The sequence below is a fragment of the Kitasatospora phosalacinea genome (assembly GCF_000716545.1).
Classification (GTDB): Bacteria; Actinomycetota; Actinomycetes; order Streptomycetales; family Streptomycetaceae; genus Kitasatospora; species Kitasatospora phosalacinea.
The window spans coordinates 1-15713 of record NZ_JNWZ01000087.1 but is presented as its reverse complement, the minus strand read 5'-3'; the positions used below and the strand labels follow the sequence as shown (position 1 = coordinate 15713).

Sequence of the window (15713 nt, the reverse complement as noted above, 5' to 3'; positions counted from 1 at the left end):
CCGCTCCCCGGTCGTCGATCGCTCTCCGGCCGAGGATAGGCCGCCGCCCCCGGGGCCGACCAGGGTCCCCGGGGGCGGCGGCGTCGCGCACGCCGGTCAGACGCGGCCCGCGAAGTCGGGGGCCCAGTCGGCGATGGTTTCGGTGCGGACGCCGGAGCGCGGGTTCGCGGCCTCGACGTACTTGCCGTCACCGACGTACAGGGCGACGTGGTAGACGCCCGCGTTGGTGCCGTTGTTGGACCAGAACAGCAGGTCGCCCGGCTGCAGGCTGTCCAGCGAGACGCGGGTCGAGTAGTCGGCCTGGTCGGCGGCGACGCGCGGCAGGCTGATGCCGGCCTGGCGGAACGCCGCCTGGGTCAGGCCCGAGCAGTCCCAGCCGCCGTTGCCGGTGCCGCCGTAGACGTACGCCTGGCCGAGCTTGGACAGCGCGAAGTCGATCGCCGCGGCCTTCGAACCGGTCGCCTTGGTGGCGGTGGTCGAGGTGGTGGTGGTCGAGGTGGTGGTCGTGGTCTTCGCGGTCTTCGCGGCGGTGGTGGTGGTCGTGGCGGTGGTGGCGGTCGTGGCCTTGGTCGACGCGGCGCCGGCCGAGGACTTCGCGGCGGAGCGGCCGCTCTTCCAGGACGAGCCCTTGTCCCAGGACGAGGACGAGGACTTGGTGGCCGGCGCGGACTTCTGCGCGGTGGTGGTGCCGCCCAGGGCGAGCTGCTGACCCGGGTAGATCACGTCCGGGCCCTCGGTGAGGACCGAGCGGTTCAGGTCGTACAGCTTCTGCCAGCCGCCGTCCACGTGCTGGCTCTGCGCGATGGCGGACAGCCAGTCGCCCGCCGCGACGGTGTAGGTGCCGGCGGACTGCTCGGCGGCGGCCGGGGCGCCCTGCTCGGCCTGCGGCTGGGCCTGGGGCCGGCTCTGGGACTGCTGGGACTTGCCCTGCGACCAGGAGTGCTGCGACTGGCTCTTGCCGGTGGACTGCGCGGAGTCCTGCGAGGCGGAGGAGGAGCCGTTCGAGGCGGAGGAGGAGCCGGTCGAGCCGGAGGTGTCGACCTGGGGGGCGGCGCCGCCCTTGGTCAGACCGGCCTGGACGGAGCAGACCGGCCAGGCGCCGGGGCCCTGGACGGCCAGCACCTTCTCGGCGACGGCGATCTGCTGGTCCTTGGTGGCCAGGTCGGCGCGCGAGGCGTACGCGGTGCCGCCGAAGGCGGCCCAGGTGGAGGAGGTGAACTGCAGGCCACCGTAGAAGCCGTTGCCGGTGTTGATGGACCAGTTGCCGCTGGACTCGCACTGGGCGACCTTGTCCCAGGTGGCGACGGTCGCCGCGGAGGCGGTGCCGGTGGTCAGGCAGGGGATGGTGAGACCGATGCCGACGACGCCGGTGGTGGCGATCAGGCGGCGGGCGCGCTTGGCGCTGATGGGCAGCATGAAGAAGCGTTCCTCTCCCACGCCTGCGAGGTGAGCTGTCGGATTCGGGCTGGAGTTGCCCGGCCGCGCGCACCGCGTGGTGCGCCCGGCTTCACCCCTAGCCCCGTGCGGTCCTTCGACCGCCCGGGGCGACTTACCTGGTTCCCCCGCCCCTGCCGTGGTGCGTTGTGCATGAGCCGACCCACCCGGCGGCAGGACTCGGCGTTCCGGGTGAGCTGGGTCCGTGTGTCCACGAACGTGGGCAGGAGGTTAAGCAGAATTAAGGATGATTCGCAAATGGCTGTGATCGGCGTCACCGTGTTCGGAATTCGCGATCAAGAAATGTCCGGCGAAATCCCCGGCCCGTGACGGAGTCTGGCCGCGCGTCAGGCGATAGGTGATCTTGTGCCCGGTTTGGCTGGTTATGCGGGAGAGTGGTGATTTATTCCGCATTTGCAACTGTTTGCGAACGGGCATTCGCGCCCTATCGCCGCTTTGTCCGGCACCTCGGGCGCCGATCCTGACGGCCCGTGGAATTCACCCGGACGGCTGATGGTACGTCAGGATGCTGAAGAGAAACGGAAGATGCCGCTTCACGGAGCCCGTTCTGCCTATGCTGCCCCCGACGAATCGGGGTCGCGGGCCCCGGAAGGGCGGCCGAGGTGGAACAGCAGCGCGAGGGCGACCAGCCGACGCGGCACCGGCACCGGCGCCCGCCGGTCGGGCGGCGCCGGATGCTGACCTGGCTGGCGGTCGGGACGGTGACGGCGCTCGGCGGGGGAGCGGTCCTGCGGCAGTCCCTGGCGGGGGCCGACGAGCCCGCCGCCGGACCGGTCCCCGGGCCCGGGCCCGGCGGCGGCACGCCGACCGGCCACCAGCACGGCCCCGGTGCCCCGCCGCCCGCGTCCGGGTCCCCGCAGCCGGCCGCGCCGCCCCCGCCGGTCGACCAGTCCGGACGCAAGTGGTCGGACGCCAAGGGCTGGGGCGGCCGGGTGCCCGGCCCGGGCAGCGCGGTGCGGATCACCGACAAGGTGGTGCTGGACGCCGACGTGCAGGTCGGCTCGCTGCTGGTGGAGAGGACCGGCTCGCTGGTGTTCGCCGCCGACAAGTCGCTGACCCTGGCCAGCGCCGGCAACGTCGAGGTGCGCGGCACGCTGGCGCTCGCCCCCGACGGCGCGCACACCCACACCCTGCGCTTCCCGGGGATCGACGAGCGCCGCTTCGCCGGTGGCGGGATGACCGTGGTCGACACCGACACCGGCCTGTGGGTCACCGGCCAGGGCTACCTGCGCCTGGACGGCGCCCCCCGCACCGCCTGGACGCGCGCCGCCACCGCCCTGAAGCCCGGCGACACCACGATCAAGCTGGCCGCCGCCCCCGCCGGCTGGCAGGTGGGCGACGAACTGGCCGTCACCCCCACCGCGCCGCCCGACACCGACGGCTTCTCCACCTCGTACGACCTGGTGACCGTCGAGCGGGTCGACGGCGCCACCGTCACGCTGACCGGCCCGCTGGAGAACGCCCACCCCCGGGTGGCGCTCGGCGGCGGCGCGACCTTCGGCGCCGAGGTGCTCAACCTCAGCCGCAACGTCCGCGTCGAGGGCACCGAGCAGGGCCGGGCCCACGTCCACCTCACCTCCAGCCGCCCGGCCGACGTCCGGCACGCCGCGCTGCGCTGGCTCGGGCCGCGCGCCGACGGCAAGGAGAGCTGGAACGGGAAGCCCGTCACCGAACCGGTGCTCGGCCGGTACGGGCTGCACTTCCACATGCTGCTGGACACCTCGCGCGGCACCGTGGTCGAGGGCGTGGTGGTCCGCGACACCGGCAGCCACGCCTTCGTGCCGCACGCCAGCCACGGCATCACCTTCCGCGGCTGCATCTCCCACGACACCTGGGAGGACGCGTACTGGTGGGACGGCCCGATCGACACCCGCACCCCGCAGGGCCCCTCGAACGACATCGCCTACGAGGGCTGCGTCGCCTCCCGCACCGTCTTCGAGCCCAACCCGCGCGGCTACCGGCTCACCGGGTTCAGCCTCGGCGCCGGGACGGGCTCCTCGGCCCGGGACTGCGTGGCCGTCGGCGTCCAGGGCGCCGCGGGCGCCTCCGGCTACGAGTGGCCGGAGACCAGCGAGGGCGTCTGGACCTTCGAGCGCTGCCTGGCGCACAACAACCTGGAGAACGGCGTCTTCGTCTGGCTCAACGCCGAGCACCACCACACCGTCACCCAGTACGCGGCCTACCACAACGGCGGCTGGGGCATCGAGCACGGCGCCTACCTGAACGACTTCGACTACACCGCCTCGGTGCTGTACGGCAACGCGGCCGGCGGCATCGCCGTGCACGCGCTGGGCCGCGACAGGGGCACCGTCTTCGACGGGCTGCTGATCGACGCCGCCGGGCAGTCCGACTACGCGGTGGCCACCCTCAAGCACCAGCTGGACGGCGAGCCGGTCACCCTCAGCCGCAGCCGGCTGACCGGCTACCGCAAGGCCGGGGTGGCGTTCCGGGCCACCGCCGACGGCGAGCCCGACGACGTCGCCGTCCTGGACTGCGAGTTCGGCGGCCCGCCCGGCAGCGAACTGTGGCTCGACCCGGGCGCGCCCGAGCCCGAGCGGATCCTGTTCCGCCCGGCCGGGCGGTCGCAGACCGTCTCGCTCGGCAAGGGCGGCGGGGGACAGGGCGCGGCCGGCACCCCGTGGAACGCCGTCACCGCCCCGGCCGAGGCGCCGACCCCGCCGCGGGCGGTCGCGCTGCCCGCACTCGCCTTCACCGACAGCGCGCCCAAGACCGGGCGGGTCACCGCGGGTTGAGTCCGGGGCCGTCGGCCGGGCCGGCCGGTGACCGCCGGGGCCGCCCGGCGGGCGGTCCGGACGGAGGGGAGAAGCGCGACGGGCGGGGGCGCGCCGATTCGCTGCCCCTGCCCGTCGCGGTCCCTGGTCGGCGTCAGCGCGCCGCGTGCGCCCCCGTGGAGGTGCGCTGCTGCTCGGCGGCCGCCTCGGCGGCCTCCAGCTGTTCCTGGGTGGGCTCGGGGAGCGCCGCCAGGTAGGCGGAGGCGATCAGTTGGCCCACCGTCGGGTACGCGCCGATCGGGGCGGCGCTGGCGCAGCCGGTCTCCTCGGCGGCGGTGGCCAGCAGCTCGGGGTCGGCCTCCGGGCCGATCACCAGCGGGGCCAGCGCGGGGCGCTCGGAGCCGGTGGCCCTCAGGTGCGCGACGGCCGCGGCGACCGAGCCCGGCACGTCCAGCGCGGCCGGGACCACGGGCACCGCCAGCCGGGACGCCAGCAGGACGCCGGTGATGCCCGCCGAGGCGGCGGCCTCCTCGCCGCCGACCGTGGTCAGCACCACGCCGTCGGCGGCGGTGGCGATGGCGAACAGCCGGGCCCGGTCGGCGCGGGCCAGCCCGGCCTCGGACAGCCGCACGTGCACGGCCTCGGCCAGCAGCGGGTGCGGGCCCAGCGGGTCCAGCACCCGGGCGCCGGTCTCGGCGGCCAGCTTGTGCAGTTCGGGCAGGAAGTCGTGCGGTCCGGGGACCAGCGGCACGATCACCGGCGCGGGCAGGCCGGCCTCGGCGGCCGACGCCAGCAGGCCGGCCACCGTCGGCGCGTCCTCGCCGCCCAGGTAGGCCGCCGTCACCTCGATGCCCGACTGCTCGGTGCGGACGACGGAGAGCAGCTCCTCGACGACCGGACGGCTCTCCGGCCCGGCGAAGGCCGGGATCGCCAGCACCAGGGCGGGCGAACCGGCCATGATCTCGGGGCGCTCGGGACGGCGGTGGCGCCCCCGCGCACGGGAGCCTGGCGTACGGACGGGCAGTGGCGCGCCCGGGATGGCTGCGGTGCTCATGCGCCAGATCGTAGGACATGTCCCCGCGCGCGTTGCAGTCGGATGCCGGGAGCGGTCGGCTTTCGGTCGGGAAGTGACAGTGATCACAGCGCGAATCGTGACTGCCTGTGAGCCGCGTCGTGGGGAGTGGTGATCGACAACGCGCTGGCAGGTGTGTGCGGACGGTCATGGGGCAGTCGGCGTTTCGCCCGGCTGTGTCCGCTTACGCCCAGTCAATTGCGCTGCTGTGAAGGCTTGGTGTCGGCATCGGCACGTTCCTTTGCACGGGAGATTTCCCATGCTGATGCACGTGCAGGGGGGCTATCATCACGTCAAGTGAGGCATTCGCCAGGCTTTGGGGAGAAGACAATGCGTGAGGCGTACAACGGCATGGCGGCGACCGACCTGGACGGGGTGGTCTGGCAGAAGAGCCGTCACAGCAACTCGAAGGGCAACTGCGTGGAATTCGCCGCGCTGCCCAACGGCGACGTGGCGATGCGCAACTCGCGATTCCCGGAGGGGCCGGCGCTGGTCTACACCCGGGCGGAGATCACCGCGATGCTGCTCGGCGTGAAGGACGGGGAGTTCGACCACCTGGGGGGAACGCCCTGACCGGGCGCCAACTCCCGCGCACCCGGGCCGTCGTGGTAGCCCACCACGACGGCCTCCGTGTTCCCCGGGTGCGGCCCGGCCCCCGGGCTCTCCGCAGGACGGGCCGGACGGTTCAGGCGGAGCGGCGGTGGCGGCCGGGGTTGGACAGCTGCTCCGGGCCCGGCACGGCCTCGCACGCGTCGAACAGCGCCCAGACCACCTTGCCCGCGCCCGCCAGCGGGTGCCAGCCCCAGGAGCGGGAGAAGGAGTCCACCAGGTGCAGCCCGCGGCCGGACTCGGCCACGAAGTCCGCCTCCCGGGCGACCGGGCCCGAACTGGACGGGTCACTGACCGCGCAGACCACCTGAGGGGAGCGGTGCACCAGGCTGATCCGGATGGGCAGCACCCCGGGGGCCGCCTGCGGACCGCTCTGGGACGGCACCCGGGACGGCTCGCTCTGGCCGAGCGCGTGCCGCAGGGCGTTGGTCACCAGCTCGGACGCCACCAGCGCGACGTCGTCGAAGATCTCCCCCAGGCCCCAGTCGTCCAGCGTCCGCCTGGTGAACTCCCGCGCGGTGCGCACCGCTTCGAAGCGGGGAGCGAGAGTGCAGCTGACCACATGAGGGTCGGTCGCCAGGACCGTACCGGTGCTCATGAAGAGCTCCTCCCATAAGGGGGCGGACACGGCGGGACCCACCGGGGCCATGCCGGTCACCTCCGACTCGCTCGGCCGCCGAGCCACCGGGCCGACCCGTCCGCACACACAAGTACCCAGCGACGCGCGGGCGTTGCCGGGAGGGTGTGCGGATTCGCGCATGGGGTCGACGCGGAGCCCGCGGGATTGCCAGGGCGTGCAAGTGCACGTGCACCATGGTCCTCTGCGCTCACGGCAGATGCAAGAGTCGATTCACGTGCAGTCGTGCGATTGGCATATGCATGCTGCGGATGCACGTGCAAGATGGACCCGAAGTGGCCGAAGCGGTAGCCCGCCGCACCACTACCGGCACTCAGTGCGCCCAACTGGTGGCAGACTGTGCAACTGGTCCGTCCAAGTGGAGGTTTGGCCCGATGACCACAGTTCAGCCCGGCGGGGGCTCGATGGTGCGCCGCATCCTCCTCGGCTCACAACTCCGCCGGCTCCGCGAGGGGTGCGCCATCACCCGCGAGGACGCCGGCTACGCGATCCGGGCCTCCGAGTCCAAGATCAGCCGGATGGAACTCGGCCGGGTCTCCTTCAAGGAGCGCGACGTCGCCGACCTGCTCAGCCTCTACGGGCTCGCCGCCGGCCCCGACCGCGAAGCCCTGCTCGCGCTCGTCCGCGAGGCCAACAAGTCCGGCTGGTGGCACAGTTACAACGACGTGCTGCCCAACTGGTTCCAGACCTACATCGGCCTGGAGGAGGCCGCCGCGCTGATCCGCACCTACGAGGTGCAGTTCGTCCCCGGCCTGCTCCAGTGCGAGGAGTACGCCCGGGCGATCTTCGTGCAGAACCGGCCCGCCCTCGACGACGCGGAGATCGACCGCCGCGTCACCCTGCGCACCCGCCGCCAGAGGCTGCTCACCGAGGGCCGCGCCCCCAAGTTCTGGGCCGTCATCGACGAGGCCGCGCTGCGCCGCCCGGTCGGCGGCCCCGAGGTGATGCGGGCCCAGCTGGAGCACCTGATGGAACTGGCCCAACTGCCCAGCGTGGTCGTCCAGGTGATGCCGTTCCGGTTCGGCGCGCACGCCGGCGAGAGCGGCGCGTTCTCGGTGCTGCGCTTCCCCGAGCAGGACCTGCCCGACGTGGTCTACGTCGAGCAGCTCACCAGCGCCCTCTACCTGGACAAGCGCGACGACGTCGACGAGTACCTGCAGGTGATGGAGCGGCTGTGCGTGGACAGCCTCACCCCGCAGCAGACGCTCGACCTGCTGCAGTCGATCCTCAAGGGGCAGTAGCCGGGCGGTCGGAGGCGGCCTGGTGGTCGGGCCCGGCGCCGGGACTCCGTCGGCGGGCCCCGGCGTACGCCGGGGCCCGTCGGTGGTGCGGGTGGTGCGCCGTCAACCTCCTTGGCGCGGGTGGCAGTTCGGTATCGGCCCGGCCGACCGGATTGACCGAGGCCCGGCGAACTGCCATCGTGACTGCTCCGAAGTCCGCACCGCCCGTCCGGGCCGGGTGCGGACGGCGCACCGGCTCCACCAACACGGGGGTTTGGTGGAGCCGGCCACCGGTGCACCGGCGTCTGCCGGTGGGGTGCTTCGGGCGGCGAGGGGTCGACCGCCCGGGCGCTCCTCAGCGCTCCGCCCGCACCTCCTCCACCGCCTCCGCCCCTGCCGTCGCCTTCGCCGTCACGCCCGGCACCGCTGCCGCCGCGCGGCCGGAGCGGAGCGCGCCGATCAGCGCGATCAGCAGGCCGAGCGTGGTGGTGCCCGTCACCAGCAGCAACGCGGGCCGGTAGCCCGCCAGTTGGGCGTGCGCGTCGGTGCCGCCGGCGCTGCCCGCGGTGAGCACCGCCGTGGTGACGGCCAGCACGATCGCGCCGCCGACCTGGAGCGCGGTGTTCACCAGGCCCGAGGCCAGGCCCTGTTCGTCGTCCGACACCCCGGAGGTCGCCGCCACGTTGATCGAGGGGAAGGCCAGCGCGAAGCCCGCGCCGATCAGCAGCATGCTCGGCAGCACCAGGCCGACGAAGCCGCTGTGCTCGTCCAGCCGGAGGAACAGCGCGTAGCCGAGCACCATCGAGGCCACGCCGACCGGCAGCACCCGGGCCGGGCCGAACCTGTCCAGCAGCCGGCCGACCGCGCCGGCCGAGAGCGCCACCACCGCGCCGCCCGGCAGCAGCCCGAGCGCCGTCTCCAGCGCCGACCAGCCCAGCAGCCGCTGCAGGTACAGCGTGGCCACGAACTGGAAGCCCGCGTAACTGCCCATCAGCGTCAGCGCCGTCAGGTTGGCCCGGCGGACGCCCGCGTCGCGGAAGATGCCGAGCCGGACCAGCGGGTGGGCGGTGCGCGACTCGATCAGCAGGAAGGACGCGGCCAGCGCCGCCGCCAGCAGCAGCGAGCCGATCGTGCGCGCGGACAGCCAGCCCGCGCCCTGGGCCTCCGTCACCGTGAACACCAGCAGCAGCACCGCCGCGGTGCCGGTGACCGCGCCCGCCACGTCGTACCCGCCCGAGGCGCGCTGCCCGTCGGCGCGGCGGGGGAGGAGCTTGACGCCGGCGACCAGGGCGATCAGGGCGACCGGGACGGGCATCAGGAACGTCAGCCGCCAGCCCGCCGACGTCAGCAGGCCGCTGATCACCAGGCCGAGCGAGAAGCCGGCCGCCGAGCAGGTGGTGTAGATGGACAGCGCCCGGTTGCGGGCCGGGCCCTCCGGGAACGTCGTCGTGATGATGGACAGGCCGGCCGGGGCGGTGAACGCGGCGCTGACGCCCTTCAGGAAGCGGGCGCCGATCAGCAGCGGCCCGTTGTCCACCAGCCCGCCCAGCAGCGAGGCGCCGGCGAACACGGCCAGGGCGACCAGGAACACCCGGCGGCGGCCCAGCAGGTCGGCCGCCCGGCCGCCGAGCAGCAGCAGCCCGCCGTAGCCGAGGACGTAGCCGCTCACCACCCACTGCAGGGCGGAGTCGGACAGGTGCAGGTCGGCGCCGATGGAGGGCAGGGCGACGCCGACCATCGAGACGTCCAGCGCGTCCAGGAACATCGCGGCGCACAGGACCACCAGGGCGCCCCACAGGCGAGGGCTCCAGCGGGTGCCGGCGGCGGGCCCGTCGGGCACGGGGGCGTCGGGCACGGGCGTGCCGGGCACGGGGGTGCGGATCAGGGTCGTGTCGGTCATGGCACAGAACGCTACATGCATGTGCATGGAATGCAAGCGCATTTAATGTGGCTGCATCAAATGCGCGTGCATGTGCTACCCTGGCGGCGTGACCGACTTCGACCCAGACCACGACCCGGCCGCGGAGACGGCGCTCAGCGAGCGGTGGCGCGCCCTGCTGGCCCGCCACGCGGCCACCGCCTGCGCCATCGACCGCGAGCTGGGCGAGGCGTTCGGGCTCGGCGTCAGCGAGTTCGAACTGCTGGAGCGGCTGCGGGAGTTCGAGCAGGAGAAGCCCGGCGGCGGCGAGCGCGCGCAGACCCTGGCCGGCACCGTCCACCTCAGCCAGAGCGCGTTCTCCCGGCTGGTCGCCCGGATGGAGAAGGCCGGCCTGCTCCAGCGCACGCACTGCGTCGACGACCGGCGCGGCATCTACATCGCCCTCACCGACGAAGGCCGCGAGCGCTACCTCAAGGCCCGCCCCGTGCACCGCCGGATCCTCGCCGAGACGCTCGGCCCCGAGTGCTGAACCACGGCTGACCGGCCGTCAACCACCCAGCCGGACAAGGGGGACCGGCCCTCGCCGGCCGCTCAGAGCAGCGCCGACAGCCCCGGCGCGGCCGCCAGCAGCACCGCGCCCAGCGGGGCCGCCAGCGCCGCCAGCGTCCACCCCAGCCGGGCCGGCACCGGCAGCCGGGGCTCGCCCAGCAGCAGCCGGTCCACCCGCGCGGGGGACTGCGCCAGCTGGGCCGGCGGGCAGGAGGCGAACACCGAGCTGTTCAGCTCCGCCAGCGCCAGCGCCGTGGTCACCCGCCCGTGCCGCCGCGCCGCCCGGTCGTCCGCCGCCAACTCCACCAGCACCGCGACCTGGTCGCGGAACGCGGAGAACACCCCCACCCCCGGGAACCCGGTGGCCAGCGCCTGCGCGCACTGCGCCAGCCAGTGGTGCCGGGCCCGGACGTGGCCGCGCTCGTGGCTCAGCACCGCCGCCAACTCCCGGTCCGACAACTGCTGCAGCGCCCCCGTGGTCACCACCAGCCGGGCCCGCGGCCCGGGCAGCGACCAGGCCTGTGGCCGGACGTTCTCCAGCACCACCAGCGGCTCCCGCACCCGGCGTCGGCGCGGCAGCAGCGAAACCGGCAACTCCGGTGCCCGGCTCAGCAACTGGGCGTGCCGGTGGCCGCGCTCGGCCCGCGCCGAACGGACCTCCCGGGCCAGCGACACCGCCGTCCACACCCCGCCAGCCGCCAGCACCGCCGCCGACAGCCGGCCCCAGCCCTCCAGCCCCGCCAGCCCGTACGCGCCCTCCACCCCGGCCGGGGCGCCCGCGAACACCACGTCCCGCCAGGCGGGCAGCGCGGCCGCGCTCGCCAGCAGCAGGCTCAGCACGCAGCACAGCAGCACCGCGACCACCAGCATCTGCCACACCAGCAGGGCCAGCACCGGTTCGCGCTCCGGCCAGCGGGCCCGGGCCAGAAGGCTCGGCGCCACGGTGGCGAGCAGCAGTCCGAGCAGCAGCAGGCTCAGCAGTGCCGTCATGGCAAGGTCTCCCCGAGGGAGGGGGCGGGGGCGCGGCGGTGCGCCTCTCCCAACCTATGCCGCCACACGCCCGCGCGGAACGCCCAGGTCGGTCCAGTGACCAAGGCCACGCCCGGACACCGCTCCCGACGCCCCGTCAGCTCCCGTCAGCCCTCCGCCAGCCCTCCGTCGGCGGGCCGTCCGGCGCACGCGCCCGTCCGACCGCCGCCCCGGGCTCACATCGACAGCAGCATCGCGAACATCCCGATCCCCATCGCCGCCCGGCACGCCCGCGGCAGCGGCGCCGCCACCGCCGGACCGCCCGCCGCCAGCACCCGGCTGCCCTCCCACAGCGCGTACGCCCCGAAGTACACCAGCAGCACCCCCGTCAGCACCGGCAGCCCGCCCGGCTGCCCGTGGTGCCCGGCGTGCCCGCCCACCGCGCCGCCCCCGCCCGCCATCGCCAGCGCCATGTACGCCATCGCCAGCGCGCCGATCCCGTGGTGCAGCCGGTGCACCCGCAGCCCCGCCCCGCGCCCGGCCAGCGCGCCCACCAGCAGCACCGCCGCCAGCAGTGCGTACGGCCAGCTCCAGAACACCCCCGGCAGCAGCGCCATCCCGGCCATGCCCAGGCCCATCGCGGCCTCCAGCACGTCCGACTCCCGGCGCGCCCGGTGGTGCCCGCCGCAGGCCGGGTCGGTGCTCCAGCGGCGCACCCGCCACCCGCAGTAGCCGCCGCTGCCCGCGGCCAGTGCCGCCAGCAGCCAGCTCACCAGCGCCGGACCGTGCATCGCGTCCCCCTCCGTGCCCTCGGCACCGGACCCGCCGGGTCCGGCCGCTCCCCCCACGATCACCGACCCCGCCCGGCCGCAGCAGGGCGCGAACGGGGGCGCACCGAGGCGTGACCGGTCCGGTGCACACCGTGGGCGCCCCGGTGGCGGGCCGGTGGGGCCCGGGGCATGGTCGGGGCAGGCCGGGCGCCCGCTCCCGCCACCGCCGGATCTGTCCGTTTCATCCACGGCGGCGGGAACGACGCCCGGTGGTACTACGAAATGGAGCGTCTACCGTCAAACCGGCCTTGAGCCGGAGAACCTTTCGCATTTAACGTGGTCCTGTCGAAATAACTCCTGTCGAAGTGAGCCTGTGATGCAGAATCTTTCGCCGACGCTCGCGATCGCGGGCGACGCCCACGCCACCACCACGCCCGCGGGCCAGGCCGCCGGCCCGGTCGGTCACCCCGCCTGGTCGCGCCTCAAGACCGCCGTCGAGGCGCTCCGGCCGTTGCAGTCCAAGGACGGCTCGATCGACCTCGCCGCCGTGCCGCGCGCGACCGTCGACCCGCTGGTCGAGACCGTGCAGCAGTCCGTCGCCGAGCTGGCCCCGCTCTTCCCGCACGACGCCGACTACCTGGACGCCGTCCGCGCCGACCTGCGCAAGTGGGCTGACACCGGCTACCGCGAGCCCGACTTCCTCGACTCGCTGCTGGCCTTCCGCCCGAACGAGCAGCGCGTCGACGGCACCGGCCACCTGGTCGTCTTCCCGATGTACACCCAGAACGGCAACCCGGACCGCAACCTGGAAGCCGTCCTGCTGAAGGTCGTCTGGCCCGACTGGATCGCCGAACTGGAGCGCACCCGCTTCGACAACCCCGGCTACCTCGGCATCGCCTTCGAGGACTTCACCGCCGGCTACGACACCAACTCCGCGGTGCTCTTCCCCGAGACGGTCGCCGTCCGCGAAGCGCCGGAACGTTTCACCTGGGGCGGCATCTTCTGCGACCGCGAGGCCGCCCGCTTCCGCGCCGTCACCACCAGCGCCGTCCGCCAGCTCGGCCTCGACATCCCCGCCGACGCCGCCGAACTGCTCGACGACCAGGACCGCACCCAGCAGACCTTCGTCCTGTGGGACCTCGTCCACGACCGCACCCACAGCCACGGCGACCTGCCGTTCGACCCCTTCATGATCAAACAGCGCAGCCCGTTCTGGATGTACGGCCTCGAAGAGCTCCGCTGCGACCTCAACACCTTCAAGGAGTCGGTCCGCCTGGAGGCCGAGGGCCACCCCCAGGGCCGCGACGTCCAGTACGCCATCCTCTTCGACCGCCTGTTCCGCTTCCCGGTCACCGGCGACCGCGTCCGCAACTACGACGGCCTCGGCGGCCAGCTGCTCTTCGCCTACCTCCACAAGCACGACGCCCTGCGCTGGCGCGACAACCGGCTCACCATCGACTGGGCCCGCGTCGCCGACACCACCAACCAGCTCTGCGCCGAGATCGAGACGCTCTACCGCGAGGGCATCGACCGCCCCAAGACCGCCCACTGGATCGCCGCCTACCAGCTGGTCTCCAAGTACCTCACCCCGCACCCCGCCTCCACCTGGGCCAAGGGCCCCGAGGCGCTGCCGCTCGACCTCGCCGACGACAAGGCACTGCGCAAGGCCCTGTGCGACGCCGTCCACCCCGACGAGTTCCCGCTCAGCATGTTCTACGAAGCCCTGTCCCGGAAGCTCGGCCGCGTCATCGCCGGCACCAAGGGCATCACCGGCACCAGCACCCAGGAGATCGCCGCGTGAACGCCCGCACCGACACCGCCCGCCCGGCCGACCGCCCCCTCGACGGCAAGGTGATCGCCGTCGCCGGAGCCAGCGGCCCCGCCGGCCGGGCCACCCTGCGCCGCCTCGCCGCCGGCGGCGCCACCGTCATCGGCGCCGACATCGACCAGCACCGCCTGGACGCCGCCCTCGCCACCGTCCGCACCGCCGTCCCCGGCGCCCGGGTCGACGGCCAGGTCATCGACCTGCTCGACCCGCAGGAGGTGCACGACTGGGCCGACCACCTCGAAGCCGAACACGGCCACGTCGACGGACTGTTCCACCTGGTCGGCGGCTGGCGCGGCAGCAAGACCTTCTTCGACTCCCGCATCGACGACTGGGACTTCCTGCACGACACCGTCGTCCGCACCCTCCAGCACACCTCGCTGGCCTTCCAGCCCGCCCTGCTGCGCAGCTCCGCCGGCCGCTACGCCATGGTCTCCGCCGCCGCCGCGCACAAGCCCACCGCGGGCGGCGCCGCGTACGCCGCCGCCAAGGCCGCCACCGAGGCCTGGACCCTGGCCATGGCCGACTCCTTCCGCAAGGAGACCACCGACCCCGACGGCGACCCCACCGCCGCTGCCGTCATCCTGGTCATCAAGGCCCTGCTCAGCCCCGAGATGCGGGCCGAGAAGCCGGAGGCCAAGTTCACCGGCTTCACCGACACCGCCGACCTGGCCACCACCCTGGCGTCCCTCTGGGACCGCCCCGCAGCAGAACTGAACGGACAGCACCTGTGGCTGACAGCCCGATGAACCACTCCTTCACCGGCCCCACCGACGCGGTGCGGCACCACGACCCCGCCGTCCGCGGCTTCGCCAGCGACAACTACGCCGGCATCCACCCCGAGGTGCTCGCCGCGATCGCCCTCGCCAACGACGGCCACCAGGTCGCCTACGGCGAGGACGCCTACACCGAACACCTGCAGACCGTCTTCCGCCGCCACTTCGGCGACCGCGCCGAGGCGTACCCCGTCTTCAACGGCACCGGCGCCAACGTCGTCGCCCTCCAGGCCCTGCTCCCGCGCTGGGGCGCCGTCGTCGCCGCCGAGAGCGCGCACATCAACGTCGACGAGGGCGGCGCCCCCGAGAAGCTCGCCGGCATCAAGATCCACACCGTCCCCACCCCCGACGGCAAGCTCACCCCCGCCCTGATCGACCAGCAGGCCTGGGGCTGGGGCGACGAGCACCGCGCCCAGCCGCTCGCCGTCTCGATCACCCAGTCCACCGAACTCGGCACCCTCTACACCGTCGACGAGGTCCGGGCGATCTGCGAGCACGCCCACGAGCGCGGCATGCTCGTCCACATGGACGGCTCCCGGCTCGCCAACGCCGCCGCCTCCCTCGGCGTCCCGTTCCGGGAGTTCACCACCGACGCCGGCGTGGACGTCCTCTCCTTCGGCGGCACCAAGAACGGCCTGCTGCTCGGCGAGGTCGTGGTCGTCCTCGACCCCGACAAGGTCCGCGACCTCAAGTACCTGCGCAAGATGTCGATGCAGCTCGCCTCGAAGATGCGCTTCGTCTCCGTCCAGTTCGAGGCCCTCCTCACCGGAGACCTCTGGCTCCGCAACGCCGGCCACGCCAACGCGATGGCCCGCCGCCTGGAGACCGCCGTCCGCGACATCCCCGGCGTCACCGTCGTCCGCCCCGTCCAGGCCAACGCCGTCTTCGCCCTCCTCCCGCGCGAGGTCAGCGAGCGGCTCCAGAAGAGCTACCGCTTCTACTTCTGGGACGAGCACACCGGCGAAGTCCGCTGGATGGCCGCCTTCGACACCACCGAGCAGGACATCGACGCCTTCGCCGCCGCGATCGCCGAGGAGATGGCCCGCCAGGCCTGACCGGCCCGCACCCACGACACCCCCGCCGGATCGGGGACGGGACGCCGTTTGCACCCGTCGCCGATCCGGCGTAGTGTTGACTGGTCGCTCGGCAGGGAGCACCGGACACGCATCTGTGTGGACGGTCCCGGGGCGGCCAATCCCCTGAGAAACCAGTTCGATGAT

13 protein-coding genes and 1 riboswitch are annotated in these 15713 nt (G+C 73.6%); of the genes, 7 read left to right on the top strand and 6 right to left on the bottom strand.

Annotated features, from left to right (window positions below; translation table 11 throughout):
* Positions 1-96 precede the first annotated feature (96 nt).
* Positions 97-1416 carry a transglycosylase family protein gene (locus tag OO48_RS40850; RefSeq protein WP_063830776.1) on the bottom strand — a complete coding sequence of 440 codons (1320 nt, stop codon included), beginning with the start codon at positions 1414-1416 and terminating at the stop codon, positions 97-99.
* Between the two features lie 5 nt (positions 1417-1421).
* Positions 1422-1591: riboswitch (cyclic di-AMP (ydaO/yuaA leader) on the bottom strand.
* Between the two features lie 466 nt (positions 1592-2057).
* On the opposite strand from OO48_RS40850, the gene OO48_RS30835 reads away from it, so the two are divergent.
* Complete coding sequence (locus tag OO48_RS30835) at positions 2058-4208, top strand: G8 domain-containing protein (protein WP_033222279.1); 2151 nt, start codon at positions 2058-2060, stop codon at positions 4206-4208.
* A gap of 133 nt (positions 4209-4341) precedes the next feature.
* Here the strand turns inward: OO48_RS30835 and OO48_RS30830 are convergent, their stop codons facing one another.
* A complete protein-coding gene (locus OO48_RS30830; RefSeq protein WP_245194867.1) occupies positions 4342-5241 on the bottom strand; it encodes a sirohydrochlorin chelatase in 900 nt (299 codons plus the stop codon).
* A gap of 348 nt (positions 5242-5589) precedes the next feature.
* Between OO48_RS30830 and OO48_RS30825 the strand changes: the two genes are divergently transcribed.
* Entirely contained in the window at positions 5590-5832 is a 243-nt protein-coding gene (locus tag OO48_RS30825; RefSeq protein WP_033222278.1) for a DUF397 domain-containing protein, read from the top strand.
* 112 nt (positions 5833-5944) lie between these two features.
* Here OO48_RS30825 and OO48_RS30820 read toward each other — a convergent pair whose 3' ends face one another.
* Positions 5945-6466: an ATP-binding protein gene (locus tag OO48_RS30820; protein WP_051733178.1), complete on the bottom strand. Its 522-nt coding sequence runs from the start codon at positions 6464-6466 to the stop codon at positions 5945-5947.
* A 413-nt stretch (positions 6467-6879) separates the two neighbouring features.
* Between OO48_RS30820 and OO48_RS30815 the strand changes: the two genes are divergently transcribed.
* The gene (locus tag OO48_RS30815; RefSeq protein WP_081952510.1) at positions 6880-7746 is read left to right on the top strand and encodes a helix-turn-helix domain-containing protein; all 867 of its coding nucleotides are present in this window, start codon (positions 6880-6882) and stop codon (positions 7744-7746) included.
* A gap of 334 nt (positions 7747-8080) precedes the next feature.
* Here OO48_RS30815 and OO48_RS30810 read toward each other — a convergent pair whose 3' ends face one another.
* On the bottom strand, positions 8081-9625 hold the full coding sequence (locus OO48_RS30810) for an MFS transporter (protein ID WP_245194866.1): 1545 nt from the start codon (positions 9623-9625) through the stop codon (positions 8081-8083).
* Positions 9626-9713: 88 nt separating this feature from the next.
* On the opposite strand from OO48_RS30810, the gene OO48_RS30805 reads away from it, so the two are divergent.
* On the top strand, positions 9714-10133 hold the full coding sequence (locus OO48_RS30805; RefSeq protein WP_033222275.1) for a MarR family winged helix-turn-helix transcriptional regulator: 420 nt from the start codon (positions 9714-9716) through the stop codon (positions 10131-10133).
* Between the two features lie 62 nt (positions 10134-10195).
* Here OO48_RS30805 and OO48_RS30800 read toward each other — a convergent pair whose 3' ends face one another.
* Positions 10196-11143, bottom strand: coding sequence for a M56 family metallopeptidase (locus tag OO48_RS30800; protein ID WP_033222273.1), 948 nt, complete (start codon positions 11141-11143; stop codon positions 10196-10198).
* A 215-nt stretch (positions 11144-11358) separates the two neighbouring features.
* Positions 11359-11913 (bottom strand): DUF5134 domain-containing protein, encoded by a 555-nt coding sequence (locus tag OO48_RS30795; RefSeq protein ID WP_033222272.1) that lies wholly within the window; start codon positions 11911-11913, stop codon positions 11359-11361.
* 355 nt (positions 11914-12268) lie between these two features.
* Between OO48_RS30795 and OO48_RS30790 the strand changes: the two genes are divergently transcribed.
* Genes OO48_RS30790 through OO48_RS30780 form a run of 3 tightly spaced genes read left to right on the top strand, consistent with a single transcriptional unit; the run spans position 12269 to position 15548 of the window.
* Positions 12269-13693 carry a DUF6421 family protein gene (locus OO48_RS30790; protein WP_033222271.1) on the top strand — a complete coding sequence of 475 codons (1425 nt, stop codon included), beginning with the start codon at positions 12269-12271 and terminating at the stop codon, positions 13691-13693.
* Complete coding sequence (locus OO48_RS30785) at positions 13690-14466, top strand: SDR family NAD(P)-dependent oxidoreductase (RefSeq protein ID WP_051733175.1); 777 nt, start codon at positions 13690-13692, stop codon at positions 14464-14466. Before OO48_RS30790 ends, OO48_RS30785 begins: the two co-directional genes overlap by 4 nt.
* Positions 14463-15548: a threonine aldolase family protein gene (locus tag OO48_RS30780; RefSeq protein WP_209439570.1), complete on the top strand. Its 1086-nt coding sequence runs from the start codon at positions 14463-14465 to the stop codon at positions 15546-15548. The genes OO48_RS30785 and OO48_RS30780 overlap by 4 nt, the downstream gene beginning before the upstream one ends.
* The last annotated feature ends 165 nt before the right edge of the window (positions 15549-15713 follow it).

What these genes read in the sequence shown, in the direction of transcription:
- OO48_RS40850 (WP_063830776.1), bottom strand. Translation starts at nt 1,416, where the DNA reads ATGCTGCCCATCAGCGCCAAGCGCGCCCGCCGCCTGATCGCCACCACC.
- OO48_RS30830 (WP_245194867.1), bottom strand. Translation starts at nt 5,241, where the DNA reads ATGAGCACCGCAGCCATCCCGGGCGCGCCACTGCCCGTCCGTACGCCA.
- OO48_RS30825 (WP_033222278.1), top strand. Translation starts at nt 5,590, where the DNA reads ATGCGTGAGGCGTACAACGGCATGGCGGCGACCGACCTGGACGGGGTG.
- OO48_RS30820 (WP_051733178.1), bottom strand. Translation starts at nt 6,466, where the DNA reads ATGAGCACCGGTACGGTCCTGGCGACCGACCCTCATGTGGTCAGCTGC.
- OO48_RS30815 (WP_081952510.1), top strand. Translation starts at nt 6,880, where the DNA reads ATGACCACAGTTCAGCCCGGCGGGGGCTCGATGGTGCGCCGCATCCTC.
- OO48_RS30810 (WP_245194866.1), bottom strand. Translation starts at nt 9,625, where the DNA reads ATGACCGACACGACCCTGATCCGCACCCCCGTGCCCGGCACGCCCGTG.
- OO48_RS30800 (WP_033222273.1), bottom strand. Translation starts at nt 11,143, where the DNA reads ATGACGGCACTGCTGAGCCTGCTGCTGCTCGGACTGCTGCTCGCCACC.
- OO48_RS30795 (WP_033222272.1), bottom strand. Translation starts at nt 11,913, where the DNA reads ATGCACGGTCCGGCGCTGGTGAGCTGGCTGCTGGCGGCACTGGCCGCG.
- OO48_RS30790 (WP_033222271.1), top strand. Translation starts at nt 12,269, where the DNA reads ATGCAGAATCTTTCGCCGACGCTCGCGATCGCGGGCGACGCCCACGCC.
- OO48_RS30780 (WP_209439570.1), top strand. Translation starts at nt 14,463, where the DNA reads ATGAACCACTCCTTCACCGGCCCCACCGACGCGGTGCGGCACCACGAC.